This window comes from Mesorhizobium sp. P2_E10, assembly GCF_056404235.1.
Window position 1 is genome coordinate 317,406 of sequence record NZ_JBFUEK010000004.1, and the last position, 22,254, is coordinate 339,659.

The following is a 22,254-nucleotide window of genomic DNA, read 5'->3' on the forward strand; positions in this document are numbered from 1 at the left end:
TAATCGGCGTGACGCGGCGGCAATGCGGCGCGGCACCGAAACAATCCCAATTCGGGGTAAGAAGATCGTGATCCGCGCTCATTCGCCGGAGAACATCCATTGCACGCCAAAGGCGTCGACGAGCATGCCGAAGCTGGTTCCCCAATATTGTCGCGCCAGGGGCACGGTGATCCGGCCGCCTGCGGCCATGCGGCCGAAAAGCTCCCGCATTGTGGCCAGGTCGTCGAACTCCAGCATCATGGCGGAGCCTTTCATCGGTTCGGCATCGTCATTGTCCGAGGCATGAAACAGCACGCCTGGACCTTCGAACCGCGCATGCAGAACTTTCCCGCGCATGGCTTCGGTGCGCACCGGCATGTTGTTGTCGCCCCAGCGCAGCAGGATCGTTGCCCGGCCGAGGCCGCACTGTTCGTAGAAGGCCAGCGCCGGCTCGCAGTCGGTGGTGAAGAACAGCGAAGGGGACAGCCGCATCATATCGAAGCGGCGATCAGCGCGTCGCCTGTATATTGCCTGTCGCCGATGCCCCAGCCGCCGTCGGGAGCATTGAGAATGTTGATCCAGGTGTTTTCAGGCTTGTGATCCGGCACGCAGAGTTCGGCGACAATCCCTGCGGCAGCGGTGATGAAGGCGCTTCGGGCTTCGAATGAGCCGAGGCCGATGTTCGGCAGTTTCAACTCGACCATGATAACGGGCCGATTGGCGCCACCGGCGTAGATGTGATGTGGCGGCAGAATGTGGACGGTACCGCCGACGATCGATGTGAAGAATGAATTGCCGGTGGCGCCGGAGGCTTCGATGAGGGCAGCACTCAGGCGCGGCAGGATTTCGCGTTCGCCCGCTGGCGTCAGTACGCCTTCCGGCGCGGTCACGGTGATTGGCATTGGGGTCTCTCCTCCGTTTCAACGACATGGCCTTGGTGAAGCTCTCTTGCCATGTTTCATATCAATCGATACGTTATGATCAGAAGGCAGTCAACAGGTTTCGTATCGATCGCTATGAATAATTCTGAAAAACCGCGTGGCGGCCGTCCACGCGCCTTCGACCCCGACCAGGCGCTCGATGCTGCGATGCATCTGTTCTGGCAACACGGCTATGAGGCGACGTCGCTGGCCATGTTGCGCGAGGCGATGGGGCTGACGCCGCCGCAGATCTATAGCGCCTTCACCGACAAGGAGACTTTGTTCCGCAAGGCGCTCGCGCGCTACCACGAGACAGAGATAGGGTTTGCGCTGGAGGCGCTCAGTGCGCCGGTCTCGACAGGGGAGGCGGTCCGGCGCTTGCTGCTCGGGGCGGCGGAGGCCTATTCCAGACCGGGCAAGCCCGGCGGCTGCCTGTTCGTCAGGGGCGCGCTTGCCGCCTCGCCGCAGGCGCAGAACATTGCCGATGAACTGAGAGACTTCCGCAAGGCGAGCGAAGCGGCGATTGCGGCGCGTCTGGCGATGGGGCGGGCAAAGGGCGATCTGCCGGAAAACCTCTCCGTCGAGGGATTCGCCAAATATCTGGCCGGGGTCATGAATGGCATGTCGATCCAGGCGCGAGACGGCGCTTCGACCGAAGAGTTGCGCAGTTTGGCCCAAACCGCTCTTGCGGCGTGGCCGGCGGAGGGGCAAAACCAAGGCACATCATCCAAGGAATGAAGCCATGCTGGATCTCTTCCCGGAAGCTGAAAAGCCGGTCGAAATCATCCCGGGGCGAAAGCTCGCCGCCAAAGTCTCCGCCCTCTACGTCGCGCCTTCAGATCACTTCGAGACGCGCCCGGTGGAGGAATTGCAGCTTGGCTTTGACGGCATATCAGGCGATTTCCACGCCGGCGCGACGCGGCGCTCGGGCGGGCGCGAGCCCTGGTACCCGCGCGGTACCGAAATGCGCAACGAGCGGCAGTTGTCGATCGTGGCGGCGGACGAACTGGCGATCGTCGCCGACCGCATGGGGCTGGCCGAGGTCAAGCCGGAATGGATCGGCGCCAATCTCGTGATCGAAGGGGTGCCGAACCTCTCCATGCTGCCTTCAGGCACGCTGCTGTTCTTTAAAGGCGGCGTCACCATCAAGGTCGACGCACAGAACGGGCCGTGCCGCATCGCCGGCCGATCGATCGCCGAAAATGCCGGGATGGCAGACGTCGAAGCCGGTGCGCTGCTCTTTCCCAAATCCGCCAAACGACTGCGCGGCCTCGTCGCCTGGGTCGAGAAGCGTGGCACGATCAAGGCCGGTGAGGAGATTTCGGTGCGCGTGCCGGAGCAGTGGATCTATCAGAGCTAGCAGGGCAGGGCTACGCCGCCTGAGCGGCGTAGCGATATTGCCTCAGGCGGCCTTGCGGTTCTTCTTCGCGCCTTGCGCGATGTCGGAGACATGATCCCACTTTTCCCAGGTGGCGATGCGATTGGCGTATTCCTGCTTGATCATCGGCAGGCCGCCATCGCCGAAGAACACTCTCAGCGGCGGCTCGGCGGCATCGACGATTGCCAGCATCGCCGGGCCGGTTGCCTCGGGATCGCCGGCGACCGAATTGGCGCGGCGCTCGGCCATCTTGGCGCGGGCGGGCGCATAGGCCTCGATCGGTTTGGAAACCTTGGCGGAGGCGCCGGACCAGTCGGTGGCAAAACCGCCGGGCTCGACCAGCGTGACGTGGATGCCGAATTCCGCGACTTCGATGTTGAGCGACTGGCTGAAGGCTTCCAGCGCCCATTTCGAGGCATGGTAGAGGCCAAGCGACGCAAAGGCGTTGACGCCGCCGATCGACGAGATCTGGATGATGTGGCCGGAACGCTGCGCCCGCATGATCGGCAGCGCAGCCTGGGTGACCCACAGGGCGCCGAACACGTTGGTTTCCATCTGGTCGCGGGCTTCCTGCTCGCTGACTTCCTCAATGGCGCCGAAATGGCCATAGCCGGCATTGTTGATGACGACGTCGAGCCGGCCAAAGCGCTTGTGCGCCTCGGCAATCGCGGCATCGACAGCCGCCTTGTCGGTGACGTCGAGCTTTATCGCGGCGATCCTGTCGCCATATTTTTCGACCAGATCGGAAAGCGTGCCGGCGTCACGCGCGGTCGCCGCAACCCGGTCGCCACGGGCGAGTGCTGCTTCCGCCCAGACGCGGCCAAAGCCTTTCGACGATCCGGTAATAAACCAAACCTTGTTTGTCATGATCCACCAGTTCTCAATGATTTAGAGTTCTTGCTTGACCATGATCTTTCCAAAAACCGGAGTCCACTTTTTGGGGTCATGGCCGAAACGGAGGCTTCTCCGTTTCGTTCATATATGAAGCGACGTCAGAGCATCCAAGATTGACGCACATTTTGTTGATGTGGGGCGGGCAAGGCGTATGGCAAGGGATTGGTCAGGGGTAGTGTACCTGGCTCGACCAGGCCGGGTCGTCGTGCTTTTGCCAATAGAGTGCCATCAGCCGGCTGGTGATCGTGCCGACCTTGCCGTCCGCCACCGGGGCGTCGTCGATGACCGTCACCGGCATGATGCCGCCTGCGGTCGAGGTGATGAAGACCTCATCGGCGGCACGCAGCGCGGCGACGCTGACATCGGCCGCGGTGGCGGCAAGTCCGGCCTCGGTGCAGAGATCGAAGACGGTGCGCCTGGTGATACCGGGCAGCACGCCGACGGCCGGCGTCGACAGTCTGCCATCCCTCACACAAAAGACGTTGAAGCCTGGGCCTTCGGCGACATTGCCGTTGAAATCGAGGAGCAGCGCCGTCTCGGCGCCGTGGTCGTAGGCGTCGTAGAGACCGCGCACCAGATCGAGCCAGTGATAGTTCTTGATTGCCGGATCGATCGAGGCTGGAGGAATGCGCACCTTGCCGCTGATGGCAACATGCAGGCCGCGCTGCAACTGCTCGGCATTGGCGACCGAGCCGAAGGGGACGGCAAAGGCCATGAAGCGGTTGATCGCCTGGCGCGGGTCGCGGCTGAAGGTCGGCGAGGCGCCGCGCGTGCACAGCATCTCGACATAGGCGGCGCGATGGCCGGACAGCGCCACGCAATTGTGCAGGATTTCGCTTACGCCATCGCGGTCGAACGGGATCGTCATCAGCAGCTTTTCCAAGCCGCCGAAGAAGCGCTCGAGATGCAGGTCGAGACGGAAGAAACGGCCGTTCCAGACATGCACCGTGTCGTAGGTGGCGTCGGAATGCAGGAAGCCCCAGTCCAGCACCGAGATTTTCGCTTGCGACATCGGCAGGTACTGACCGTCTAGGAAAGCAACGCCATCGGGATAGGCATGCGGATCGATGTGGCGGTCGGAAAGGGGCGGCAGCTGGCCTGCTACAGGCACTGCAATGTTTTGGCTCATCACGATCTCCTTGCCGTCGCTCGATGCGCCCCGATCACGCTATTCGCATCTGGCGGAAGGCATAGAGCCACCCACATTGCGCTGGTTGTCCTTCAATGGCGATCTGGCAATGGCGATCTGGCTGATGCATCAGGGTTGACTTACAATTCTCGGGCGAATGTAGCCGGTTGGGGGGACAAGGGCATGCAAACTGGATTTCGAGCCATCATCCTGGCAATGGGGGTCTTCCTTGCCACTGGCGAAGCCTTTGCACAGTGCACACGCGAGGGCGAGGAACTGTGCCAGAGCGGCCAGACATACCGTTGCGAGAAAACGGGCAGCGAGCTGACGCCGATCTTCCAGAACGTGCCTTGCGCGGTCAATGTGCCGTCGCTGACCGGCACCTGGGTCGGCAGTGGCCATCAGAGCCCTGCCGGCGCCGCCGGCGCCGACTGGTCGATTGCCATGACGATCAACGACAGCGGTGCGTCGATCGACTATCCGTCGCTCGGCTGCGGCGGATCGCTGGCGCAGATTTCCAGGGACGACACGTCTGCCGAGTACCGTGAGACCATTACCTATGGCCAGGACAAGTGCATCGATGGCGGCGCGATCACCGTCAGGTTTTTCAAGGGCAATCTGTCCTGGACCTGGGTCGGCCAGGCGGACGGCCAGCCCTATAACGCGGTCGCCGTGCTGACGCGGAAATAGCGGCGCGTCGCGCTATTCTTCCTCATCATCGGGGTCGAGCAGACGCGTGGCGCGCCAGCGGGTGAGCACGATGTTGGTCTGTTCGATGACGAAGAAGCGCGCGGAGTCGCGGTCATAACCCTCGGCGAGCAGCTTTTCGTAGTCGGTGTGCACATGGCGGATATGGGCGATGGTTGCCAGCCAAACGGCGATCGTCGGCGGCAAAGTCTTCATATGCACCGAACCGGCGTCGGTGCGGATCTTTTCCATGTCGGCATAGGGCGCCAGCGGCAGAAGTGCAGTCAGCGCCTTGGCGATGGCGCGGCGGCGTCCGGTCGGCGCGCTCATTGTTCGTCGCGCCCGGCAATGGTCGCCTCTGCAAAGGCGTCGGTCGAGGCGAAGTAGGGCTTGATGTCGATCACCGGCGTGCCGTCGAGCACATCGATGGCGTCGATATCGATGCGGCCGCTGTCGATGTCGACGGCGATCAGCCTGGCGATATGCAGCCCGACAGGGTTCGGCCGGGCAGGGGAGCGCAGCGAGAAAACACCTTTCGGTTCAGCCGCATGGCGGGGGTTTTGCACAATCAGTCGCCGCGGCGCGTGGTGCAGCCACGACAGGATGACGATGTGGCTGGCGCGTTCCAGGGCAAGCAGGCCGGGACGATAGGGCGCCTCGATTGTGAGGAATGCTTTCTGTCCCGTGTCCCGCGCCGCGTTCATGTTCTTCGGGCAGGTCTCGCGCGAGGTCCATGGCGAGGTGATGCGGCCGATGAAGACGACATGACCGTCCGGCGCCATATCAGCCGGATCGGTTTCCAGAAGCTTTTCGCCATCGCGGGTCTCGAACATGGTTTTCGCCTCTATCACATGTTCCCCGCCGATCGTGACCGAAAAGCGTGGGGATCACGCCAGCGGCATTTTCTTGTCCAGCAGCGACATAGGTCTTGCAAGGCGGTGAAAATCGACATAAACATATGTTTATATCTTTTTCAAAGAGAAATACGCCAATGCATGTCGCGCTCGATACGATGGTGGATACGTTGAAGGCCGCGGCCGAATCCAGCCGGCTGCGCATATTGGCGCTTTTGTCGCGCGGCGACCTCACCGTTTCCGATCTCACCGAAATCCTCGGCCAGTCGCAGCCGCGCGTGTCGCGCCACCTGAAGCTGCTGCTCGAAGCCGGGCTGATCGGCCGCTACCAGGAGGGGTCGTGGGCCTTCTTCCGGCTGTCGGATACCGATTCGGCGCGTGATTTCGTGCTGCGGCTCGTTTCCGGAATAAGGGGTGCCGATCCGCAGGTCGAACGCGATCTCGAGCGGCTGGCTTCGGTCAAGCGCAAGCGGCAGGACCGCGCCGCCGAATATTTCTCCGAAAACGCCGCCAGCTGGGACCAAATCCGCTCGCTGCATGTGGCGGACCGTGCCGTCGAAGCGGCCCTCATCAAGCTCGTCGGCAAGCGGCCATTCCAGTCGATGCTCGATCTCGGCACCGGCACCGGGCGCCTGCTCGAGATCTTTTCACCGCTCTACCGGCGCGGCGTCGGCATCGACATGTCGCGAGAGATGCTGACGGTGGCGCGCGCCAATCTCGACAAGGCGGGCGTGTCGAACGCGCAGGTGCGGCAAGGCGATATTTTCGCACCGCCGGTCGAGCGCGACGCCTTCGATCTCGTCACCATCCATCAGGTGCTGCACTATCTCGATGACCCCGCCCGCGCCATCCGCGAGGCAGCAAGGCTGCTGCGGCCGGCAGGCCGGCTGGTGATCGTCGATTTCGCGCCGCATGCGCTGGAATTCCTGCGTGACCAGCACGCGCATATGCGGCTCGGCTTTTCCGACCGGCAAATCGCAGAGTGGTTTTCCGAGGCTGGGCTCGACCTCGAGGATGCCCAAGAGTTCGAACCGCGCGGCGGCAACGAGGCCAAGCTGACCGTTAAGCTGTGGCTCGGCCGCGACCGCCGCATGCTGATCGCCGAGCCCTCCAACGACAGCCAACCCACCCAAGCTTACCCGATGGGGGAAATCGCCTGATGAACCAGTTCCGCTTTTCCCGTCGTCCCGACATTGGCGACAAGGTCAGGGTGTCGTTCGAGTTCTTCCCGCCGAAGAACGACGAGATGGAAGCCAGGCTGTGGGACACCGTCACCCGGCTGGAGCCGCTGAAGCCGAGATTCGTCTCGGTGACCTATGGCGCCGGAGGTTCGACGCGCGAGCGCACGGCCCGCACGATCAGCCGCATCCTGAAGGAGACCAGCCTGACGCCGGCAGCGCACATGACTTGCGTCGATGCGGCGCGTCATGAGGTCGACGCCGTCATCCAGGAATTCGCCGATATGGGCGTGAAGCGCTTCGTCGCCTTGCGCGGCGATCCGGCAGAAGGCGTCGGCGCCGCCTACCGGCCGCATGCGGATGGCTATGCCAATGGCGCAGAATTGGTGGGGGCGCTGAAGAGCGCCGGCGATTTCGACATTTCGGTCTCCGCCTATCCGGAAAAGCATCCGGAAAGCCCGGACTTCGCCACTGACATCGACATGCTGAAGCGCAAGGTCGACAATGGCGCGACGCGCGCGATCACCCAGTTCTTCTTCGACAATGATCTCTACGAGCGCTATGTCGAGCGGGCGCGGCGGGCCGGCATCTACATCCCGATCGTGCCGGGCATCTTGCCGGTGCACAATTTCACCCAGGTCGCCAACTTCTCGGCGCGCTGCGGCGCGCTGGTGCCGGCATGGCTGGCCGAGCGATTCGAGGGGCTGCAGAAGGACCCGCAGACGCATGCACTGGTCGCCTCGGCGGTGGCGGCCGAGCAGGTGCTCGACCTGGTCGAGCGCGGCGTCGGCGATTTCCATTTCTACACCATGAACCGGGCGGATCTGGTGTTCGCCATCTGCCACATGATCGGCATCCGCTCGCATGAGGCAGAGGTGGCGGGATCGGCGGCTGCTTAGAGCTCCGTTGTACCTCAAGAATGCAAAAAGGCCGGGTAAAAACCCGGCCTTTTCAATGATTTGGACTATTTAGTGCTGGTCTTCCTCCGCTCCAGCGGTCTTATGGAAGAAAGCCCATAATGAGGGCTCCGATGAATGCGAACGCAGCACAAATCATCAATGCGTTGATTGGCCTCGTCAGTCCCATGTCATAGCCTCCTCTTAAAGAGCTATTGACAGGAGTCTAGGGTCATTTGTGCAACAGGCAAGCGGAAAATGTGCTGCATTGCGACAAGATTGTGGAATTTGCGACCTGCCATTTGCTGTTAGGCATTGAAACTCTTCGGCAAAAGCCGGCTTCAGACCTGTGAATAAAATGTGGCAAAGCCGGGGCCGGACGGAGGCATGACAGCGCTACCGTCGGCCGAACAGGCGGCCGTCGATGGTGACAAGACCAAACGCGATCAGCGCCATGCCGCCGAGTTCAAACAGTTCAAGCCGTTCGCCCAAGAACAGGAAACCGAGCAGGATGGCGCTGGCCGGTACGATGAGCGTGACCAGGGAGGCGTTGGTGGCGCCGGCCGAGGCGACGAGGTTGAAATAGAGGATGTAGGCGAAGGCGGTGGACAGCAGCGCCAGCGCAAACACCGCCGCCCAGACCGGCGGCGAGGCCGAGAACAGGCCGGCCGGGCCATAGGTGAAGAGCACGACCGGGATCATGATGATGGTCGATGCCGTCAATTGTCCGGTGGCGATGACCGGCGAGGGCACGCTCTTGAAGCGGCGGGCGACCATCAGAGCGACTGCATAGGACAGCGAGGCGCCGATCAGCGCGAACTTCGCCCAGACCGGGCCGCCGAGTCCCGCAAGCAGGCCGGGGCCGATCATCACCGCCGTGCCGGCAATGCCGAGCGCGATGCCGGCCAGCTTGTTCCAGGATAGCTTTTCGTCCGATGTCAGCGCATTGGCGAGGATCAGCGTCCAGAACGGTGTCGTCGCATTGAGCACCGAGGCGACGCCGGCGCCAAGCTCAGTCTGGCCGGCAAAGATCAGCGAGAACGGGATGATATTGTTGGTCAGCGCCAGCAGGAAGAACAGGCCGGCATGCGGCAACGCAAGACGGAAGGATGGCCCGCGCAAGCCGAGATAAAGCTGAAGTGCGATCGCCGCGATGGCGACACGAAACAGTACCAGCACCAGCGGATGCAGCTCGCCAACCGCAATGCGGGCAAAGAAGAACGAGCCGCCCCAGATGGCGCCGAGCAGCAGAAGCTGCGCCCAGTCCTTGAGCACCATCGGTCCGCGTGCCGTTGCGGGGGTAGCAGCTACAGCCATGTGGTCCTCCCAGACGGGTCCGAATGCCAGCAAGTCAGGCATCTGTTCAAGCCATATCCGGATCGATGACAAGGGCCACCCGAAACCTGATCGATGGCGTAGCACTCCTGGAATTGCCGTAGCGACGATGCGTCAGGAGCGGGAGACACAGAATTGTTTTCATTAGCCGCTAGCTTGGATTAATTGTGCGCAGCCCTGATTGAGGATTCGTCGATGCAGCGATTCGAAAATGCCCGCGAGGCGGCACTGGCGCTTCGTCCCGACGATCCGATCTATTGCTTTCGCCCACAGGTGCTGAAGGCGGACGCCAAACATTTCATGGGCATGTTCCCGGGCAAGACCGCCTATGCAGTGAAGACCAATGGCGAACCGATTGTGCTGAAGGCGCTGGTCGAAGCCGGTGTCACCGCTTTCGATGTCGCCTCGCCAGGCGAATTCGCCGCCGTGCGCGCGGTCTCGCCCGATGCCGAGATGCTCTACATGCATCCGGTCAAGGCGCAGTCGGACATCAAGCTGGCGCTGGAGAAATACGCCATCCGCGTCATCTCGCTCGACCATGAGGACGAGATCACCAAGCTGACCCGCGTGGTGCGGGCGCTCGACATCGATCCGGGCGCCATCACAGTGTTCGTGCGTATCCAGACCAAGGGATCGGCCGCCTACGAATTGTCGAAGAAGTTCGGCGCCGGCCCGGCCTATGGGGTGGAACTCGCCGAGCGGCTGAACCGCACCGGCTACAAGGTGGGGCTGTGTTTTCATGTCGGCAGCCAGATCGAGGATCCCGACACCTATGAACGGGCGCTGGCCTCGGCCGACTGGGTGCGCAACCGGCTGACCTTCGACGTTGCCGGTCTTGATGTCGGCGGCGGTTTTCCCGCCGAATATGGCCATGATCCCAACCGCAAGCAGGTCGAGATGCCGTCGCTCGGACAGATCATGTCGCGGCTGTCGGGCGACCTCAAGGAATACCAGTTCGACCAGATGCCGCTCGTGGCCGAGCCTGGCCGGGTGATCGTGGCGCGCTGCCTGTCGCTGATCGTGCGGGTGCTGCTGCGCAAGGGCAAGCGGCTCTACATCAATGACGGTATCTGGGCGTCGCTGTCGGATTCATGGACCGGCAAGATCACGCTGCCGGCGCGCTTCATTCCCGATCCGGCGATCCGCTCTCGCAATGGCGAGGAAAAGAACATCGTGCCGTTCAAGGTCTGCGGCGCGACCTGCGATTCCGTCGACATCCTGTCCAGGCCATTCTGGCTGCCGGAAACCGTCGACACCGGCGACTGGATCGAGATCGGCCATATCGGCGCCTACTCGCTGTCGCTCAGAACGCGCTTCAACGGTTTTTATCCCGACACCTTCGTCGAGGTGACGACACCCTTCGACGAGGGCGACGCGCCGCAAGGGTTTGCGAGTTTGGAGACGATGGCGGATTAGGGAATAGGGAATAGGGAATAGGCAGTAGCGAATAGGGGAATTATCTTACTCGCTACTCGCTACTCGCTACTCGCTACTCGCTACTCGCTACTCGCTACTCGCTACTCGCTACTCGCTAAAGCTTCGCCAGCAGCTCCGGCGTTGGCCAGCCGTCGACCGGCAAGCCGAGGCGCATCTGCTCCTTGCGGATGGCTTCGCGGGTGTTGGTGCCCAGGATGCCGTCGACCGTGCCGACGTCGTAGCCTTTGGCCTCGAGCTTGGTCTGCAGTTCCTTCATCTGATCGTTGTTGAGGCCGGTTTCCGGATTGCGCGGGTCGAACTGCTTTGCCCCCGCCAGCCTGGCGGCGAGGTTGGCTGCGGTCAGCGCGTAGGTGAAGGACTGGTTCCACTCGAGATAGACGTCGAAATTGTCATAGGCGAGGAAGGCCGGGCCCTTGCGGCCCATCGGCAGGGCCAGGCCGGCCTTCAGGCCGTTGTCGATAAGCGGCGTGCCGTCGGGATTGGTGACGCCCCACAGCGCCCACTGCGACAGCGGCAGCTTGTTGGTGCGGCCCGTCTGGTCCCACGGCATGTCTTCGGGAACGCGCACTTCCTCGATCCAGGGCTGGTCGCGTTTCCAGCCGCGCGACAGGATCTTGTTGGCGGTGGTCATGATGACATCGGGCGCGCTGCTGCGCAGGTCGACGATCCCATCGCCGTCGCCGTCGACGCCACGGGCGAGATAGTCGGACGGCAGCATCTGCGTCTGGCCGATCTCACCGGCCCAGGCGCCCTCGACGTCTGCCGGCACGACGCCGTGATCGATCAGCGTCAACAGCGGCACGATCTGCGGCCGGAACAGTTCCGGGCGGCGGCAGTCATGCGACAGCGTAACGAGCGCATTCAGCGTGTGGAAATCGCCCTGCACGGCACCGAAGTCGGTTTCCAGCGCCCAGAAGGCGGCAATGATCGGCGCCTGGACACCGAACTGCTGGTCGGCGCGGGCAAAGACATCGGCGTATTTCTTCAGATTGGCCGCGCCCTGCTTCAGCCGGTAAGGCGCAATCATGCGGTTGGAGAATTCGATGAAGGTCTGGGAAAAGACGCCCTGAGTACGGTCACGCGCCAGCACCTTGTCGTCTATGGTGGCAGCTTCCAGGGCATCGAGACCGGCAGGCCCGACGCCAGCCGCCTTGGCCTCCACCGCGACGCCTTGCTTCCACGCCTCGAAATCGCCGCCGCATTGCTGCGCCTGCGACGGCAGGGCCGTGGCCGTCAGCAACAGCGCCGAGAGAATTTCAAAGCGCAGTCGCATCGCCATCCTTTCGAGACAAGATCACCAGCGGTTGTAGACGTGGGTTGTTGGCTGTCGAAAAGCAGGCGGGAGCGCCGGTGTCAACGGTTCTTCTGCCGCAGCCCCTTTTTGAAGGCGGTGCTGCCATTGAACCCGGTGTTATCGGGTGTTCTGCCGCAACCACTTGTTCCAGGCAGCTTCCGTGCCGTTGAAAACGTTGATGTCGCTCTTGCCGGTCATGCCCGGAACGATGCCGGTTCCGGTGTATTGCCAGAAGGTGAAGGGATGGCTGCCGTATTTCTGGCGCGGGTGTCCGGCGACCGAACGCAGCCAGTAGGGATAGCCGCGGAAGGTCGACAGGTTGTTGTCGTCGAAGAAATCGACCGAAGTGTAGATGATCGGCTTCTTGCCATAGTGCCGTTCGACCATTTCGAGGAAAGTGGTCATCTCTGCGCGCACCGTGGCCGGGTCCGGGCGCAACCGACAGGTTGGCGATTTCGGGTTCCATTCCATGTCGAGAACCGGCGGCATCGCCGAACGGTCAACGGGCACGTTCTCGATGAACCAGCGCGCCTGCGTGGCGGCAGGCGTGCAGAAATAGAAGAAATGATAGGCCGCGCGCGGAATCCCGTTGGCTTTCGTGCGCGCCCAATGCTCGTTGAAATACTCGTCGAAACGGTCGCCGCCTTCGGTTGCCTTTATGAAGGCAAACGAAATGCCGCTGGCCTTGGCCGCCGGCCAGTCGACCGAGGTCTGGTATTTGGAAACGTCGGTGCCGTGAATGGCATAGTTCCACGGCGCGCCGCTGTCCCATTCATGCGGCTTGGAGTCCTCGAAGCGCGGGGCACGCACCGCAACCGTCGGGCTGCTGGACGAGGACATGACCGGCACAAGGTCGCCGACGGTCGAGCATGCAGCCAGCAGCGTCAACGTGATGAGGGCCGCGAAACGGCGCATCGCATTTCCCGAGCCGGAATCAGCCGGTCGCTGTTGGGTTGTTGTTACAGGTGCCCCTCGGGCGATCGCCCCACAGCATCGCCTGATTCTCCAGTGATCGCCGATCATGGTTGATAACAGGTTGATGGCGCTCGACAAGAACGCCGATTTTGCGGAAGCAATGGCGGCAAATCGATGACATAAGTCCGAACGCGAACCCTAAGGGCGGAAAAATGCGGATCGTTGTGAAGATGGTCAGATGGTTCCTGGGGCTGGTCGTGCTGGCGATCGCGGCGCTGGTTGCCTGGCTCTATATCGCGCCGCCGGAACTGATCCGCGTCGGTTCGGGCTATTCGGCCAAGATCGTCTGCTCGAATGTCTTCATCGCCGGACGCGATGCCAACGATGTTCTGGCCATCGATGTCCAGGCGCCTGGTCACCCGTTGCTCAGGCTGATGCGGGTGTCTGTGGACAAGAATAGGGGGACGGTCTCGGCGGGCCTGTTCGGCGTGCTCGGCAAGGGTATTGCGGTTTCCCGCGATGGTCTCGGCTGTGCGTCGGTTCCCGACGGGAACGTTACCAAAGCGCGGCAGACGTCGATCCATATCGAACCGGCCGCTACCAAGCAGGACGTGTTGTGGCCGGAGGGCGAGCGGGTCGACAGCTCACAGGATCCCGAGGTCGCCAAAATTCTCGACGATCCGGGCGAGACAGGCACCGGGATGCGGGCCGTGGTGGTGGTGAAAAACGGCCATATCGTTGCCGAGCGCTATGGCGACGGCTTTTCGCCAAAGACCCCGCTGCTCGGCTGGTCGATGACCAAGACGGTGAATGCGGCGATCCTTGGCACGCTGGTCAAGGACGGCAAGATGACTGTCACCGACAAGGGGTTGTTCGCGCCATGGAAGGTTGATGGCCGCGCCGCCATAAGCCTTGCCGACATGATGGCGATGTCGAGCGGGCTGGAGTTCAACGAGGACTATGGCGACGTCGCCGACGTCACACGCATGCTCTACCTCGAACCCGACATGGCCGGCTTTGCCGCTGCCAAGCCGCTGAATGGCGACGTCGGCAAGGTGTTTTCCTATTCGAGCGGCACGGCGGTGATGCTGTCGCGGCTGTGGCAGGACGCCATCGGCGACAAGGATAAGGCGCTGGAGTGGCCGCGGACCGCATTGTTCGGGCTGCTCGGTATGAACAGCGCCGTGCTGGAAACCGACGAGCAGGGCACTTTTGTCGGCTCGTCCTATCTCTATGCCACGGCGCATGACTGGGCGCGCTTCGGTCAATTCCTGCTGCAGGGTGGCGTCTGGAACGGCCAGGACATTCTGCCGGCCGGCTTCGTCGACTGGATGCGGGAGCCGGCACCGGCCTCAAAGGTCTACGGCAAGGGCCAGCTTTGGATCGAAGGCCCGGGCGACGAGGGAAGCCCCGGCGCCGGCATTGCCTCAGGCCTGCCCAAGGATACCTACTGGATGGAGGGCCATGATGGGCAGACGGTCGCCATCATCCCGTCCGAGCAACTGGTGGTGGTGCGGCTGGGGCTGACGCCGGCCAAGCTCGGCTATCGGCCGCAGACGATGGCGGCAGCGCTGGTCAAAGCGCTGCACTAGCACGCGATCTAATCGGTCATGATCCTAGCAGGCGTTGACCTGTCTGCAGGACCAACCTCCGCCATCAGTATCGTGGCAGTCTTCATAGCTGCCGTAGCACGTATTTGTCGAATTGCGATACCAGGGATAGCCACCAGGACAGCAGACATCCTGCTGCGCAGTCTGAAGAAATTGGTTTGTCGGCCGGCTTTGTTGTTCGGTATTGCCAGGGTATGAAATATTCAACTTGGTTGGCACATTCAGGCTCGAGTTGCTCATTGCAGACGAGCTCAAAAAAATCATGCAAGCAGCTAACGAAAAGAGTCCCCGCGCACTCATGTTCTCCTCCTTGAGGGAAATAGAGACGGGCCGATATACCATTTTTCGTGCGTTGCGTCGAACTGTCCTGGACAGCCGCCAAGGCCTCAACCGGCGCTGCCCCGGTTACTTGCGCGCCTGATGACCGCGAGCGACGTATAGCCATGATAAAGCCTTTGGAATCGGAGGCTTGCCCCGATTCTCGCAGCTTCCGATTCGAGAACCTCGCGCAGAGATTCACGCGGCGCGACATGGAATTTCCTGAGCCAGCCGCGCAGCAGGGTGCGGAACCAGCGCGGCAGGCCTTCCTGCTGGCCGAAGTCGACGACATGCAATGACCCCTCGGGCGCAAGCGCGGCGAATGCTGCCGCCACCGTCTTCTCCCAGCCGGGTATCATCGACAGCGAATACGACACGAAAATACGGTCGAAATGCTCGATGCCGAACAGAGCCTTCGCACTGAAATCGGTGGCGTCGCCGCGTGCCAGCACAACAGCACCGGACAGGCCTTCGCGGGCAATGGCGGCACCGGCTGTCTCCAGCATCTCGGCCGAAATGTCGAGGCCGAAGAAGCGGGCATCGGGGTAGCGGCGGGCGGTGAGGATGATGTTGCGACCGGTGCCGCAGCCGAGTTCCAGCACCGTGCCGCCGGCCGGCACATCCAGCCCCGATATCATCTGGTCGCGGCCAAGCAGATAATATTTGCGGGTCAGGTCGTAGATATGGCGCTGCCAGCGGTAGACGCCGTCCATCAGCTCGGCATGGCTGGCCGGCAGCTCGGTCGTGCTCATGCGGCCTGCTTCACATAGAGATGGAAGCCGCCATAGATGGCCGAGCGGTCGCGGGCTGAAAACTCACGCGAAGCCTCGTCCTCATAGCGCCATTGATCAAGCAGCGAATTCGACACGCGGCCGGGCAACAGGCTGGGTTCGGCGGCGGTGCGGAAAATGACACGCGCGCCTGCCGAGGCCGTGCGGGTGATTTCTGCCCACAGCGCATTGAGCTGGTCGTCGGTCATCCAGTCCTGCGCATCGAGCAGGACGAAGCGGTCGACGGAACCAGCGTCCTTGCCGGCCAGGAACTCGATCAGATTGGCGTGGTGGATGGCAACGCCATCGATGTTGTTGCGGATCGCCTTGTAGTTGCGCTCTTCGAGATAGGCGGGCAGGGCGGCTTCGCCGGGGTTCGGATAGCGGCGGGCAAAAGCCTGCCAGGCGAAATAGTTTTTCTCCAGCGGAAAGTCGCAAGCAAGCTTTTCGAGGCGGGCCTTCAACACACTGGCCATGGTGCCGTCGCCCGAGGTTATCAGTGAATCATATTGCGCCGGCGGAATGCCGAGGCCGAACAGCGAGGCCTTGCGTGACGTCGCCCATTTCAGCAGTGGCTTTTCGAAGACCGGGGCCAGCTCCTCGTTGAAGAAGCGGCGCTGGTCGGCGATGCTTTTGGCTTCCATGATGCCGGCCGGGTTGACGCCGAAGAATTTGGCAGTGCGATGGCCCATGGCGATGAACAGGCCGAGCAGGCCGGTCTGGTAGAAATTGCGGTCGAAGACGGCGATGCGGCGACGGCCGCGCCAACTGCGGTGTTCCCAATAGTGACGGCTGACCGGGTCGAGATGCGGGGCGATGAAGCGGTCGTAGGCTTCCGAATTGTGACGGGTATCAGCGGCGCCGAAGAAGCGGAACAGGTCGCGCTGCGAGGGCAGATGGCGCACCGCCTCGAGCTTCATGCGGTTCAACGCGATGTGGGCGGCGTTGAGATCGACGGCATCGATCCGGTCCGGTGACCGCGTGAGATAGGCGAGGATGTTGCAGCCGCCGGAGGCGATGGTGACGACGCGGTGACCCTTGCCAAGCTGCATGGCATCCATGTCGACATCGGGATCTTCCCAGATCTGCGGATAGACGAGGCCGGAAAACAGCAAGGCAAAAAGCCGTTCGGAGAGGCCGGCCTTCGACAGCGGGCGGTTCTGGTAGACGGCTTTTCCAACTTCCTTGCCGCGGCGAAAAACCAGTTCTCCGGAAACGTCCGTCATGCCGCTGATTCCCCATTTGCTTTGTCGCAAGCGGGTAGCGCCGGCTGATGACAGGTGCATGACAGTGGCAGTTGGCAATGCAAATGCCAGGGTTGGGGCTAGCGCACCTGGAATCGCCGTTCGGCCGCGGCAACACCGATGACGAGCGCGGTGGCAATGGCCAGAAAGACCATTGGCTGCCATGCCGAGCCGATCAGGCCGAGGGCAAGCGCAAGCACCGCGGCGACAAGCTTGTTCAGCAGGGGGCGAATGCCCAGCATTGCCCGAAAGAGCATCTCGCCAACCATGAACACCGAGATGCCTCCACTGAGCAGCCATGGAGCATGCGACGAGGCGTCATGGCCTGTATCGAGCAATTCCCTGATGCCGGCCGAAACCAGGATGATGCCGAACAGCAAGACGAGGTGGCCGCCCCAGTAACCGAGAAGAGCCATGCGGGTGCGCATGTCGGGCGCGGCATTGACGAAATGGTCTTCGGCGCGCTGGTCTTCGTGGTCGAAATAGCTCCACCACAGTGCCGCGACCAGTGCCAGGGCCAGCGCCAGACCTGAAAGCCCGCTGATTTCGGTGGCGTTGCCGCCGGTACCCACCGCGACGGCCACGATCGACTCGCCAAGCGCGATGATGACGATCAGGCGGTGCCGCTCGGCGAAATGGCCGCCGCTTAGAGCGAAACGCTGTTCATGCGTGGTAATCATGCGGACGATCTGGATGACAAAGATGAGCGTCGTGGCGACAAGCAACGGCCACTTCCAGGGCTTGTCCACCAGGGCAACGCCGATCAGCAGCGCGGATGCGCCGAGATTGATCGGCATGGTGGCCAGGATGGCGCGCGCTGCGCCATGGCGACCGCGCCAGGCAAAGCCGAACAGATGCAGGATGACGACAAAGAGGTAGGAGAAGCCGAAGACAAGCGCGCCGTCGCCGAAGACATCGGGGATGGCGATTGCCATCACCAGAAACCCTGCCATCGCGGCGATCAGGATCAGGCGCAGCAGCGTACTCTCACCGGCATTGTTGGTCAGCCAGCTGAAGGCCGCGTACATCCACCACACAGGCACCAGCACCAACAATACCAGAAGAATATCGCCCAGCGAGTGGGCTTCTTCGACAAGCTGCGTGAACTGGGTGATGACGAAAACGAAGACAAGGTCGAAGAACAGTTCGATCGATGCGACATGCGTCGCCTCTTCGTGTTCGCTTTCGCTCATCGACCCGCCTCCTGACCTGCCGCACCATTGCCCCGCCGACAGGCGTCTAGCAAGCACCCGTCATGGCCGACCAAAACCGCCAGGCGTCGGTGTCGTCAGGATGACGGCATCGCCAGCCTCAAGCACCGTCTGGTCACAGGCCTTCAGCATGTCGACCTGACCATTCTTGCGGCGGACCTTGGTCGAGCCAACCTCGCCATCACCGCCGCCGTCCATGCCTTGCGGCGGGCGGTTGCGATGCGAGGACAGGATGGCGCATTCCATCTTTTCGAGGAAGCGGATGGTGCGTTTGGTGCCGTCACCGGCGCTCCATTTGCCCTTGCCGCCCGAACCTTCGCGGATGTGGAAATCCTCGAGCAGGACAGGAAAACGCAGTTCCAGCACTTCGGGATCGGTGAGGCGCGAATTGGTCATGTGGGTGTGAACACCGGAAGTGCCGGCAAAACCACGGCCGGAGTTCATCTGTCCGGCCGGCGAGCCTGAGCAGATCGTCTCGTAATACTGGTACTGCTTGTTGCCGAAGGTGAGGTTGTTCATCGTGCCTTGCGCGTTGGCCATCGCGCCCATGGCGCCGAACAGCGCGTTGGTGACATGCTGTGAGGTCTCGACATTGCCGGCGACGACCGCGGCTGGATAGGCCGGCTTCAGCATGCAACCGTCTGGGATGATGATGTTGATGGGCCGCAGACACCCGGCATTCATAGGGATCATGTCCTCGACCATGACGCGGAAAACATAGAGCACGGCTGCGCGGGCAACCGGCTCCGGCGCGTTGAAATTGTTCTTCATCACCGGCGATGTGCCGGTGAAGTCGACCGTTGCCTCGCGCTTTTGCCGGTCGACTGACATCTTCACCTTGATGACCTGGCCGGTGTCGGTCGGGTATTCGTATTGCGACGAATCCGGCAACCGCTCCAGCACGCGGCGCACGCTTTCGGCGGCATTGTCCTGGACATGGCCCATATAGGCTTCGACCACGCCGAGACCGAAATGCGCGACCATCTTGCGCAATTCGGCGACGCCTTTTTCATTGGCGGCGATCTGCGCCTTGAGGTCGGCGATGTTCTGGTGCGGATTGCGCGCCGGCCAGCGATGATCGGTGAGCAGCGTGTGCAGTTCCGCCTCGCGGAATTTTCCGCGATCGACGATGCGGAAATTGTCGAACAACACGCCTTCTTCGTCGACCGTGGTGGCCAGCGGCGTCATCGAGCCGGGCGCGGTGCCGCCGATATCGGCATGGTGGCCGCGTGAGGCAACGTAGAAGAGTATCTCCTCCCCCCTTGAGGGGGAGGTGCCGCCGAAGGCGGCGGAGGGGGTCGCTGCGGCAGTGCTAGACGTTCCGGTGGTTCCTTCTGAGAGGACCCCACCCGGCCGCTTCGCGGCCACCCTCCCCTCGAGGGGGAGGGAAAATACAGGCGTCACCACGGTAATGTCGGGCAGATGCGTGCCGCCATTGTAGGGTGCGTTGAGGGCAAAGACGTCGCCGGGGTGGATGTCGCCCGAGTTCAACCGGATGATGGTCTCGACCGAGCGGTCCATCGAGCCGAGATGCACCGGCATATGCGGCGCATTGGCAACCAGCGCGCCGGTGCGGTCGAAGACGGCGCAGGAGAAATCCAGCCGTTCCTTGATGTTGACCGAATAGGCGGTGTTCTGCAGCGTCACGCCCATCTGTTCGGCGATCGACATGAGGAGGTTGTTGAAGACTTCCAGCATCACCGGATCAGCCTTGGTGCCGAGCGCCGCCTTGCGCTGCTTCTCTTCGATGCGGCGCAGGAGCACATGGTCCTTGGCGGTGATCTCGGCCTGCCAGCCGGGCTCGACGACGATGGTCTGGTTTGGCTCGATGATCAGGGCAGGGCCGGCGATCTTGTTGCCCGGCTTGAGCGCTTCACGGAGGAAGATGCCGGCATCGTGCCAGATGCCATCGGCAAAGATTTTCCGACTCTTGGAAGGACTTGCGACGATGTCCTCAAGAACTGAATCGCTTTCGTCGCGGCCGGTGCCGCCGGTGTCGGTGCCTTCGACGCCGACGGTCTCGATGATCATCGGCTTGTCGTCATAGATGAAGCCGAACTGCGCCTTGTGGGCGGTTTCGAAATCGCGCCTGGCCTGGAAAATCGAGGCTTCCTCGAAATTCACCGGCAGTGTCGTGTCGGTGCCGTCATAGCGGATGTGCAGCACCGGTTTCGCGGCAACCGCATCCTCGGCGATGCCTTGCGCCGCGAGCTCGGCGATGACCGCTTTCCTCAAGGTGGCAATGAGGCTGCCGATTTCGGTTCTGGACTCTTCGGCAAGGGGCTTCAGTAGCGCCTGCTGGCGCGAGGCAAACACCGATGACAGGCCGATGCCATAGGCCGAAAGCAGGCCGGAGAAGGGGTGGATCAACACGGCTTCCATGCCGAGCGCATCGGCAACCAGGCAAGCATGCTGGCCGCCGGCGCCACCAAAACAGTTTAGGAGATATTCGGTGACGTCATAGCCGCGCTGCACGGAAATCTTCTTGATGGCGTTGGCCATGTTCTCGACGGCGATGGTGATGAAGCCCTCGGCGACGGCCTCGGGTGTTCGGCCATCGCCGATCTCGGTGGCAAGCGCCGTGAACTTTGCACGCACCGTCTCGACGTCGAGAGCTTCGTTCTGTCCGGGTCCGAAAATGGCCGGGAAGAAATCCGGCTGCAGCTTGCCGAGCATGACATTGGCGTCGGTGACAGCCAGCGGGCCGCCGCGTCGGTAGGCGGCGGGGCCGGGATTGGCGCCGGCCGAGTCCGGGCCGGCGCGGAAACGCCCGGCCTCGTAGTGCAGGATCGAACCGCCGCCGGCGGCGACGGTGTGAATGCGCATCATCGGCGCGCGGATGCGCACGCCGGCGACCTCAGTGTCGAAGGCGCGTTCATAGTCGCCGTCGTAATGCGCGACGTCGGTCGAGGTGCCGCCCATGTCGAAGCCGATGACTTTTTCGAAGCCGGCGCGTTTTGCCGTCTCGACCATGCCGACGACGCCGCCGGCCGGTCCGGACAGCAACGCGTCCTTGCCCTGGAACATATCGGCGGCGGTGAGACCGCCTGACGACATCATGAACATCAGGTGAGGGGACGGACCGATTTCCCCCGCCACCCTTTGCACATAACGCGATAGGATCGGCGACAGATAGGCGTCGACCACCGTGGTGTCGCCGCGGCCGACCAGTTTGATCAATGGCGAGACCTCGTGGCTGACCGAGATCTGGCCGAACCCAAGTTTTCGGCAGACCCTTGCCACCGCCTTTTCGTGGTCGGGATATTTCCATGCATGCATGAAGACGATGGCCACCGCATCGATGCCGTCGGCCTTGGCCTGCTCGATCGCCGGCCGGCAGGCGGCGATGTCGAGCAACTGTTCGACGCAGCCGTCGGCGCGCACCCGCTCGTTGATCTCGATGACGCGCTCATAGAGCTGCTCGGGGAGGATGATCTCCTTGGCGAAGATGTCGGGCCGCGCCTGATAGGCGATCTTCAGCGCATCGCGAAATCCCTTGGTGATGAGCAGCAGCACGCGGTCGCCCTTGCGCTCCAGCAGCGCATTAGTGGCCACCGTGGTGCCCATCTTGACGTCGCCGATCAGGCCCGGGGGGATGGGAGCGCCGGATTGAACGCCGAGCAGGTCGCGAATGCCCTGGATGGCGGCGTCGGCATAGGCTTCGGGATTTTCCGACAGAAGTTTTTTGGGATGCAGGCAGCCCTGCGGATCGCGGCCGATGACATCGGTGAAGGTGCCGCCGCGGTCGATCCAGAAATCCCATTGTGCGCTCATGCGGTAGCCCCGGCACTTTCATCGATGCCATCTGTTAGTTCGCAATGGCTTGGGCGGCAACGGTCAAGCGCTGGATGTTACATGCGGACACGCAACGTTACGAAACTCATGGCCTGCTGGCGCATTTTCCTTTCGATCGCTCACGGCAATGTGAGCGTGTCTTGAAGGAGAGATGTTATGAAAAAGCTCATTCTCGCGTCGATTTCCGCCCTTGCGCTGCTCGGCGTAGCCGCGTGCAGCGATAGCGGCACGGACAACACCACCACCCAGAGCACCAACCCGCCGGCCGCCGATCAGCCGCTGCAGCCTGCTGCTCCGGATGCAACGAAGCCTGCTGAACCGGCTCCGGCAACACCGGCTCCTGCTGCCCCTGCGCAGTAGTAGCGTGACGAGTTGAGTTCTGACGAGTAGGGAGGCCGGCTTTATGCCGG

The 22,254-nt window shown here is 62.4% G+C and carries 22 protein-coding genes; 9 read left to right on the forward strand and 13 right to left on the reverse strand.

Going from position 1 to position 22,254, the window contains the following annotated elements; all coding sequences use genetic code 11:
- Positions 1-78: 78 nt before the first annotated feature.
- Entirely contained in the window at positions 79-471 is a 393-nt protein-coding gene (locus tag AC1D0N_RS13435; RefSeq protein WP_477245018.1) for a VOC family protein, read from the reverse strand.
- Positions 471-881: a hypothetical protein gene (locus AC1D0N_RS13440; protein WP_477244559.1), complete on the reverse strand. Its 411-nt coding sequence runs from the start codon at positions 879-881 to the stop codon at positions 471-473. Before AC1D0N_RS13440 ends, AC1D0N_RS13435 begins: the two co-directional genes overlap by 1 nt.
- Before the next feature lie 114 nt (positions 882-995).
- Between AC1D0N_RS13440 and AC1D0N_RS13445 the strand changes: the two genes are divergently transcribed.
- Together AC1D0N_RS13445 and AC1D0N_RS13450 are read left to right on the forward strand one after the other, a co-directional pair.
- On the forward strand, positions 996-1,637 hold the full coding sequence (locus tag AC1D0N_RS13445; RefSeq protein ID WP_477244561.1) for a TetR/AcrR family transcriptional regulator: 642 nt from the start codon (positions 996-998) through the stop codon (positions 1,635-1,637).
- Positions 1,638-1,641: 4 nt separating this feature from the next.
- Complete coding sequence (locus tag AC1D0N_RS13450) at positions 1,642-2,259, forward strand: MOSC domain-containing protein (RefSeq protein WP_477244563.1); 618 nt, start codon at positions 1,642-1,644, stop codon at positions 2,257-2,259.
- Positions 2,260-2,301: 42 nt separating this feature from the next.
- Here AC1D0N_RS13450 and AC1D0N_RS13455 read toward each other — a convergent pair whose 3' ends face one another.
- Together AC1D0N_RS13455 and AC1D0N_RS13460 are read right to left on the reverse strand one after the other, a co-directional pair.
- Complete coding sequence (locus tag AC1D0N_RS13455; RefSeq protein WP_477244565.1) at positions 2,302-3,144, reverse strand: SDR family oxidoreductase; 843 nt, start codon at positions 3,142-3,144, stop codon at positions 2,302-2,304.
- Between the two features lie 193 nt (positions 3,145-3,337).
- A complete protein-coding gene (locus tag AC1D0N_RS13460) occupies positions 3,338-4,300 on the reverse strand; it encodes a D-amino acid aminotransferase (protein ID WP_477244566.1) in 963 nt (320 codons plus the stop codon).
- Between AC1D0N_RS13460 and AC1D0N_RS13465 the strand changes: the two genes are divergently transcribed.
- Both AC1D0N_RS13465 and AC1D0N_RS13470 read left to right on the forward strand, forming a co-directional pair.
- Positions 4,287-4,439: a hypothetical protein gene (locus AC1D0N_RS13465; protein WP_477244568.1), complete on the forward strand. Its 153-nt coding sequence runs from the start codon at positions 4,287-4,289 to the stop codon at positions 4,437-4,439. The two genes, AC1D0N_RS13460 and AC1D0N_RS13465, sit on opposite strands and share 14 nt — an antisense overlap.
- A 44-nt stretch (positions 4,440-4,483) precedes the next feature.
- The gene (locus AC1D0N_RS13470; RefSeq protein ID WP_477244570.1) at positions 4,484-4,990 is read left to right on the forward strand and encodes a hypothetical protein; all 507 of its coding nucleotides are present in this window, start codon (positions 4,484-4,486) and stop codon (positions 4,988-4,990) included.
- Between the two features lie 12 nt (positions 4,991-5,002).
- Here the strand turns inward: AC1D0N_RS13470 and AC1D0N_RS13475 are convergent, their stop codons facing one another.
- Positions 5,003-5,317 (reverse strand): DUF2293 domain-containing protein, encoded by a 315-nt coding sequence (locus AC1D0N_RS13475; RefSeq protein WP_477244571.1) that lies wholly within the window; start codon positions 5,315-5,317, stop codon positions 5,003-5,005.
- Positions 5,314-5,820, reverse strand: coding sequence for a tRNA (N6-threonylcarbamoyladenosine(37)-N6)-methyltransferase TrmO (gene tsaA / locus AC1D0N_RS13480; protein WP_477244573.1), 507 nt, complete (start codon positions 5,818-5,820; stop codon positions 5,314-5,316). Before tsaA ends, AC1D0N_RS13475 begins: the two co-directional genes overlap by 4 nt.
- A gap of 158 nt (positions 5,821-5,978) precedes the next feature.
- Here tsaA and AC1D0N_RS13485 point away from each other — a divergent pair, with 158 nt between their 5' ends.
- A complete protein-coding gene (locus AC1D0N_RS13485) occupies positions 5,979-7,001 on the forward strand; it encodes an ArsR/SmtB family transcription factor (RefSeq protein WP_477244575.1) in 1,023 nt (340 codons plus the stop codon).
- Positions 7,001-7,918, forward strand: a complete 918-nt coding sequence (gene metF, locus AC1D0N_RS13490) for a methylenetetrahydrofolate reductase [NAD(P)H] (protein WP_477244577.1) — start codon at positions 7,001-7,003, stop codon at positions 7,916-7,918. The genes AC1D0N_RS13485 and metF overlap by 1 nt, the downstream gene beginning before the upstream one ends.
- Positions 7,919-8,311: 393 nt before the next feature.
- Here the strand turns inward: metF and AC1D0N_RS13495 are convergent, their stop codons facing one another.
- Positions 8,312-9,232 (reverse strand): DMT family transporter, encoded by a 921-nt coding sequence (locus tag AC1D0N_RS13495; RefSeq protein ID WP_477244578.1) that lies wholly within the window; start codon positions 9,230-9,232, stop codon positions 8,312-8,314.
- 213 nt (positions 9,233-9,445) lie between these two features.
- On the opposite strand from AC1D0N_RS13495, the gene AC1D0N_RS13500 reads away from it, so the two are divergent.
- Positions 9,446-10,666: a type III PLP-dependent enzyme domain-containing protein gene (locus tag AC1D0N_RS13500; protein ID WP_477244580.1), complete on the forward strand. Its 1,221-nt coding sequence runs from the start codon at positions 9,446-9,448 to the stop codon at positions 10,664-10,666.
- Positions 10,667-10,781: 115 nt separating this feature from the next.
- Here AC1D0N_RS13500 and AC1D0N_RS13505 read toward each other — a convergent pair whose 3' ends face one another.
- Positions 10,782-11,960: a lytic murein transglycosylase gene (locus AC1D0N_RS13505; RefSeq protein ID WP_477244582.1), complete on the reverse strand. Its 1,179-nt coding sequence runs from the start codon at positions 11,958-11,960 to the stop codon at positions 10,782-10,784.
- Between the two features lie 138 nt (positions 11,961-12,098).
- Positions 12,099-12,896: a glycoside hydrolase family 25 protein gene (locus tag AC1D0N_RS13510; protein ID WP_477244584.1), complete on the reverse strand. Its 798-nt coding sequence runs from the start codon at positions 12,894-12,896 to the stop codon at positions 12,099-12,101.
- 212 nt (positions 12,897-13,108) lie between these two features.
- On the opposite strand from AC1D0N_RS13510, the gene AC1D0N_RS13515 reads away from it, so the two are divergent.
- On the forward strand, positions 13,109-14,488 hold the full coding sequence (locus AC1D0N_RS13515; protein ID WP_477244586.1) for a serine hydrolase domain-containing protein: 1,380 nt from the start codon (positions 13,109-13,111) through the stop codon (positions 14,486-14,488).
- Between the two features lie 404 nt (positions 14,489-14,892).
- Here the strand turns inward: AC1D0N_RS13515 and AC1D0N_RS13520 are convergent, their stop codons facing one another.
- The 4 genes from AC1D0N_RS13520 to AC1D0N_RS13535 form a co-directional block, all read right to left on the reverse strand.
- Positions 14,893-15,576 (reverse strand): class I SAM-dependent methyltransferase, encoded by a 684-nt coding sequence (locus AC1D0N_RS13520; protein WP_477244588.1) that lies wholly within the window; start codon positions 15,574-15,576, stop codon positions 14,893-14,895.
- On the reverse strand, positions 15,573-16,820 hold the full coding sequence (locus tag AC1D0N_RS13525) for a BtaA family protein (protein ID WP_477244590.1): 1,248 nt from the start codon (positions 16,818-16,820) through the stop codon (positions 15,573-15,575). The genes AC1D0N_RS13520 and AC1D0N_RS13525 overlap by 4 nt, the downstream gene beginning before the upstream one ends.
- Before the next feature lie 98 nt (positions 16,821-16,918).
- A complete protein-coding gene (locus AC1D0N_RS13530) occupies positions 16,919-18,031 on the reverse strand; it encodes a low temperature requirement protein A (protein WP_477244592.1) in 1,113 nt (370 codons plus the stop codon).
- A 60-nt stretch (positions 18,032-18,091) separates the two neighbouring features.
- Entirely contained in the window at positions 18,092-21,823 is a 3,732-nt protein-coding gene (locus AC1D0N_RS13535) for a hydantoinase B/oxoprolinase family protein (RefSeq protein WP_477244594.1), read from the reverse strand.
- 177 nt (positions 21,824-22,000) lie between these two features.
- On the opposite strand from AC1D0N_RS13535, the gene AC1D0N_RS13540 reads away from it, so the two are divergent.
- On the forward strand, positions 22,001-22,204 hold the full coding sequence (locus tag AC1D0N_RS13540; RefSeq protein ID WP_477244596.1) for a hypothetical protein: 204 nt from the start codon (positions 22,001-22,003) through the stop codon (positions 22,202-22,204).
- Positions 22,205-22,254: the final 50 nt, after the last annotated feature.

Bases quoted from the DNA above. Each gene is read 5' to 3' on its own strand.
- AC1D0N_RS13435 (WP_477245018.1), bottom strand. From the start codon at position 471: ATGCGGCTGTCCCCTTCGCTGTTCTTCACCACCGACTGCGAGCCGGCG.
- AC1D0N_RS13440 (WP_477244559.1), bottom strand. From the start codon at position 881: ATGCCAATCACCGTGACCGCGCCGGAAGGCGTACTGACGCCAGCGGGC.
- AC1D0N_RS13445 (WP_477244561.1), top strand. From the start codon at position 996: ATGAATAATTCTGAAAAACCGCGTGGCGGCCGTCCACGCGCCTTCGAC.
- AC1D0N_RS13450 (WP_477244563.1), top strand. From the start codon at position 1,642: ATGCTGGATCTCTTCCCGGAAGCTGAAAAGCCGGTCGAAATCATCCCG.
- AC1D0N_RS13455 (WP_477244565.1), bottom strand. From the start codon at position 3,144: ATGACAAACAAGGTTTGGTTTATTACCGGATCGTCGAAAGGCTTTGGC.
- AC1D0N_RS13465 (WP_477244568.1), top strand. From the start codon at position 4,287: ATGTTTTGGCTCATCACGATCTCCTTGCCGTCGCTCGATGCGCCCCGA.
- AC1D0N_RS13460 (WP_477244566.1), bottom strand. From the start codon at position 4,300: ATGAGCCAAAACATTGCAGTGCCTGTAGCAGGCCAGCTGCCGCCCCTT.
- AC1D0N_RS13470 (WP_477244570.1), top strand. From the start codon at position 4,484: ATGCAAACTGGATTTCGAGCCATCATCCTGGCAATGGGGGTCTTCCTT.
- AC1D0N_RS13475 (WP_477244571.1), bottom strand. From the start codon at position 5,317: ATGAGCGCGCCGACCGGACGCCGCCGCGCCATCGCCAAGGCGCTGACT.
- tsaA (WP_477244573.1), bottom strand. From the start codon at position 5,820: ATGTTCGAGACCCGCGATGGCGAAAAGCTTCTGGAAACCGATCCGGCT.
- AC1D0N_RS13485 (WP_477244575.1), top strand. From the start codon at position 5,979: ATGCATGTCGCGCTCGATACGATGGTGGATACGTTGAAGGCCGCGGCC.
- metF (WP_477244577.1), top strand. From the start codon at position 7,001: ATGAACCAGTTCCGCTTTTCCCGTCGTCCCGACATTGGCGACAAGGTC.
- AC1D0N_RS13495 (WP_477244578.1), bottom strand. From the start codon at position 9,232: ATGGCTGTAGCTGCTACCCCCGCAACGGCACGCGGACCGATGGTGCTC.
- AC1D0N_RS13500 (WP_477244580.1), top strand. From the start codon at position 9,446: ATGCAGCGATTCGAAAATGCCCGCGAGGCGGCACTGGCGCTTCGTCCC.
- AC1D0N_RS13505 (WP_477244582.1), bottom strand. From the start codon at position 11,960: ATGCGACTGCGCTTTGAAATTCTCTCGGCGCTGTTGCTGACGGCCACG.
- AC1D0N_RS13510 (WP_477244584.1), bottom strand. From the start codon at position 12,896: ATGCGCCGTTTCGCGGCCCTCATCACGTTGACGCTGCTGGCTGCATGC.
- AC1D0N_RS13515 (WP_477244586.1), top strand. From the start codon at position 13,109: ATGCGGATCGTTGTGAAGATGGTCAGATGGTTCCTGGGGCTGGTCGTG.
- AC1D0N_RS13520 (WP_477244588.1), bottom strand. From the start codon at position 15,576: ATGAGCACGACCGAGCTGCCGGCCAGCCATGCCGAGCTGATGGACGGC.
- AC1D0N_RS13525 (WP_477244590.1), bottom strand. From the start codon at position 16,820: ATGACGGACGTTTCCGGAGAACTGGTTTTTCGCCGCGGCAAGGAAGTT.
- AC1D0N_RS13530 (WP_477244592.1), bottom strand. From the start codon at position 18,031: ATGAGCGAAAGCGAACACGAAGAGGCGACGCATGTCGCATCGATCGAA.
- AC1D0N_RS13535 (WP_477244594.1), bottom strand. From the start codon at position 21,823: ATGAGCGCACAATGGGATTTCTGGATCGACCGCGGCGGCACCTTCACC.
- AC1D0N_RS13540 (WP_477244596.1), top strand. From the start codon at position 22,001: ATGAAAAAGCTCATTCTCGCGTCGATTTCCGCCCTTGCGCTGCTCGGC.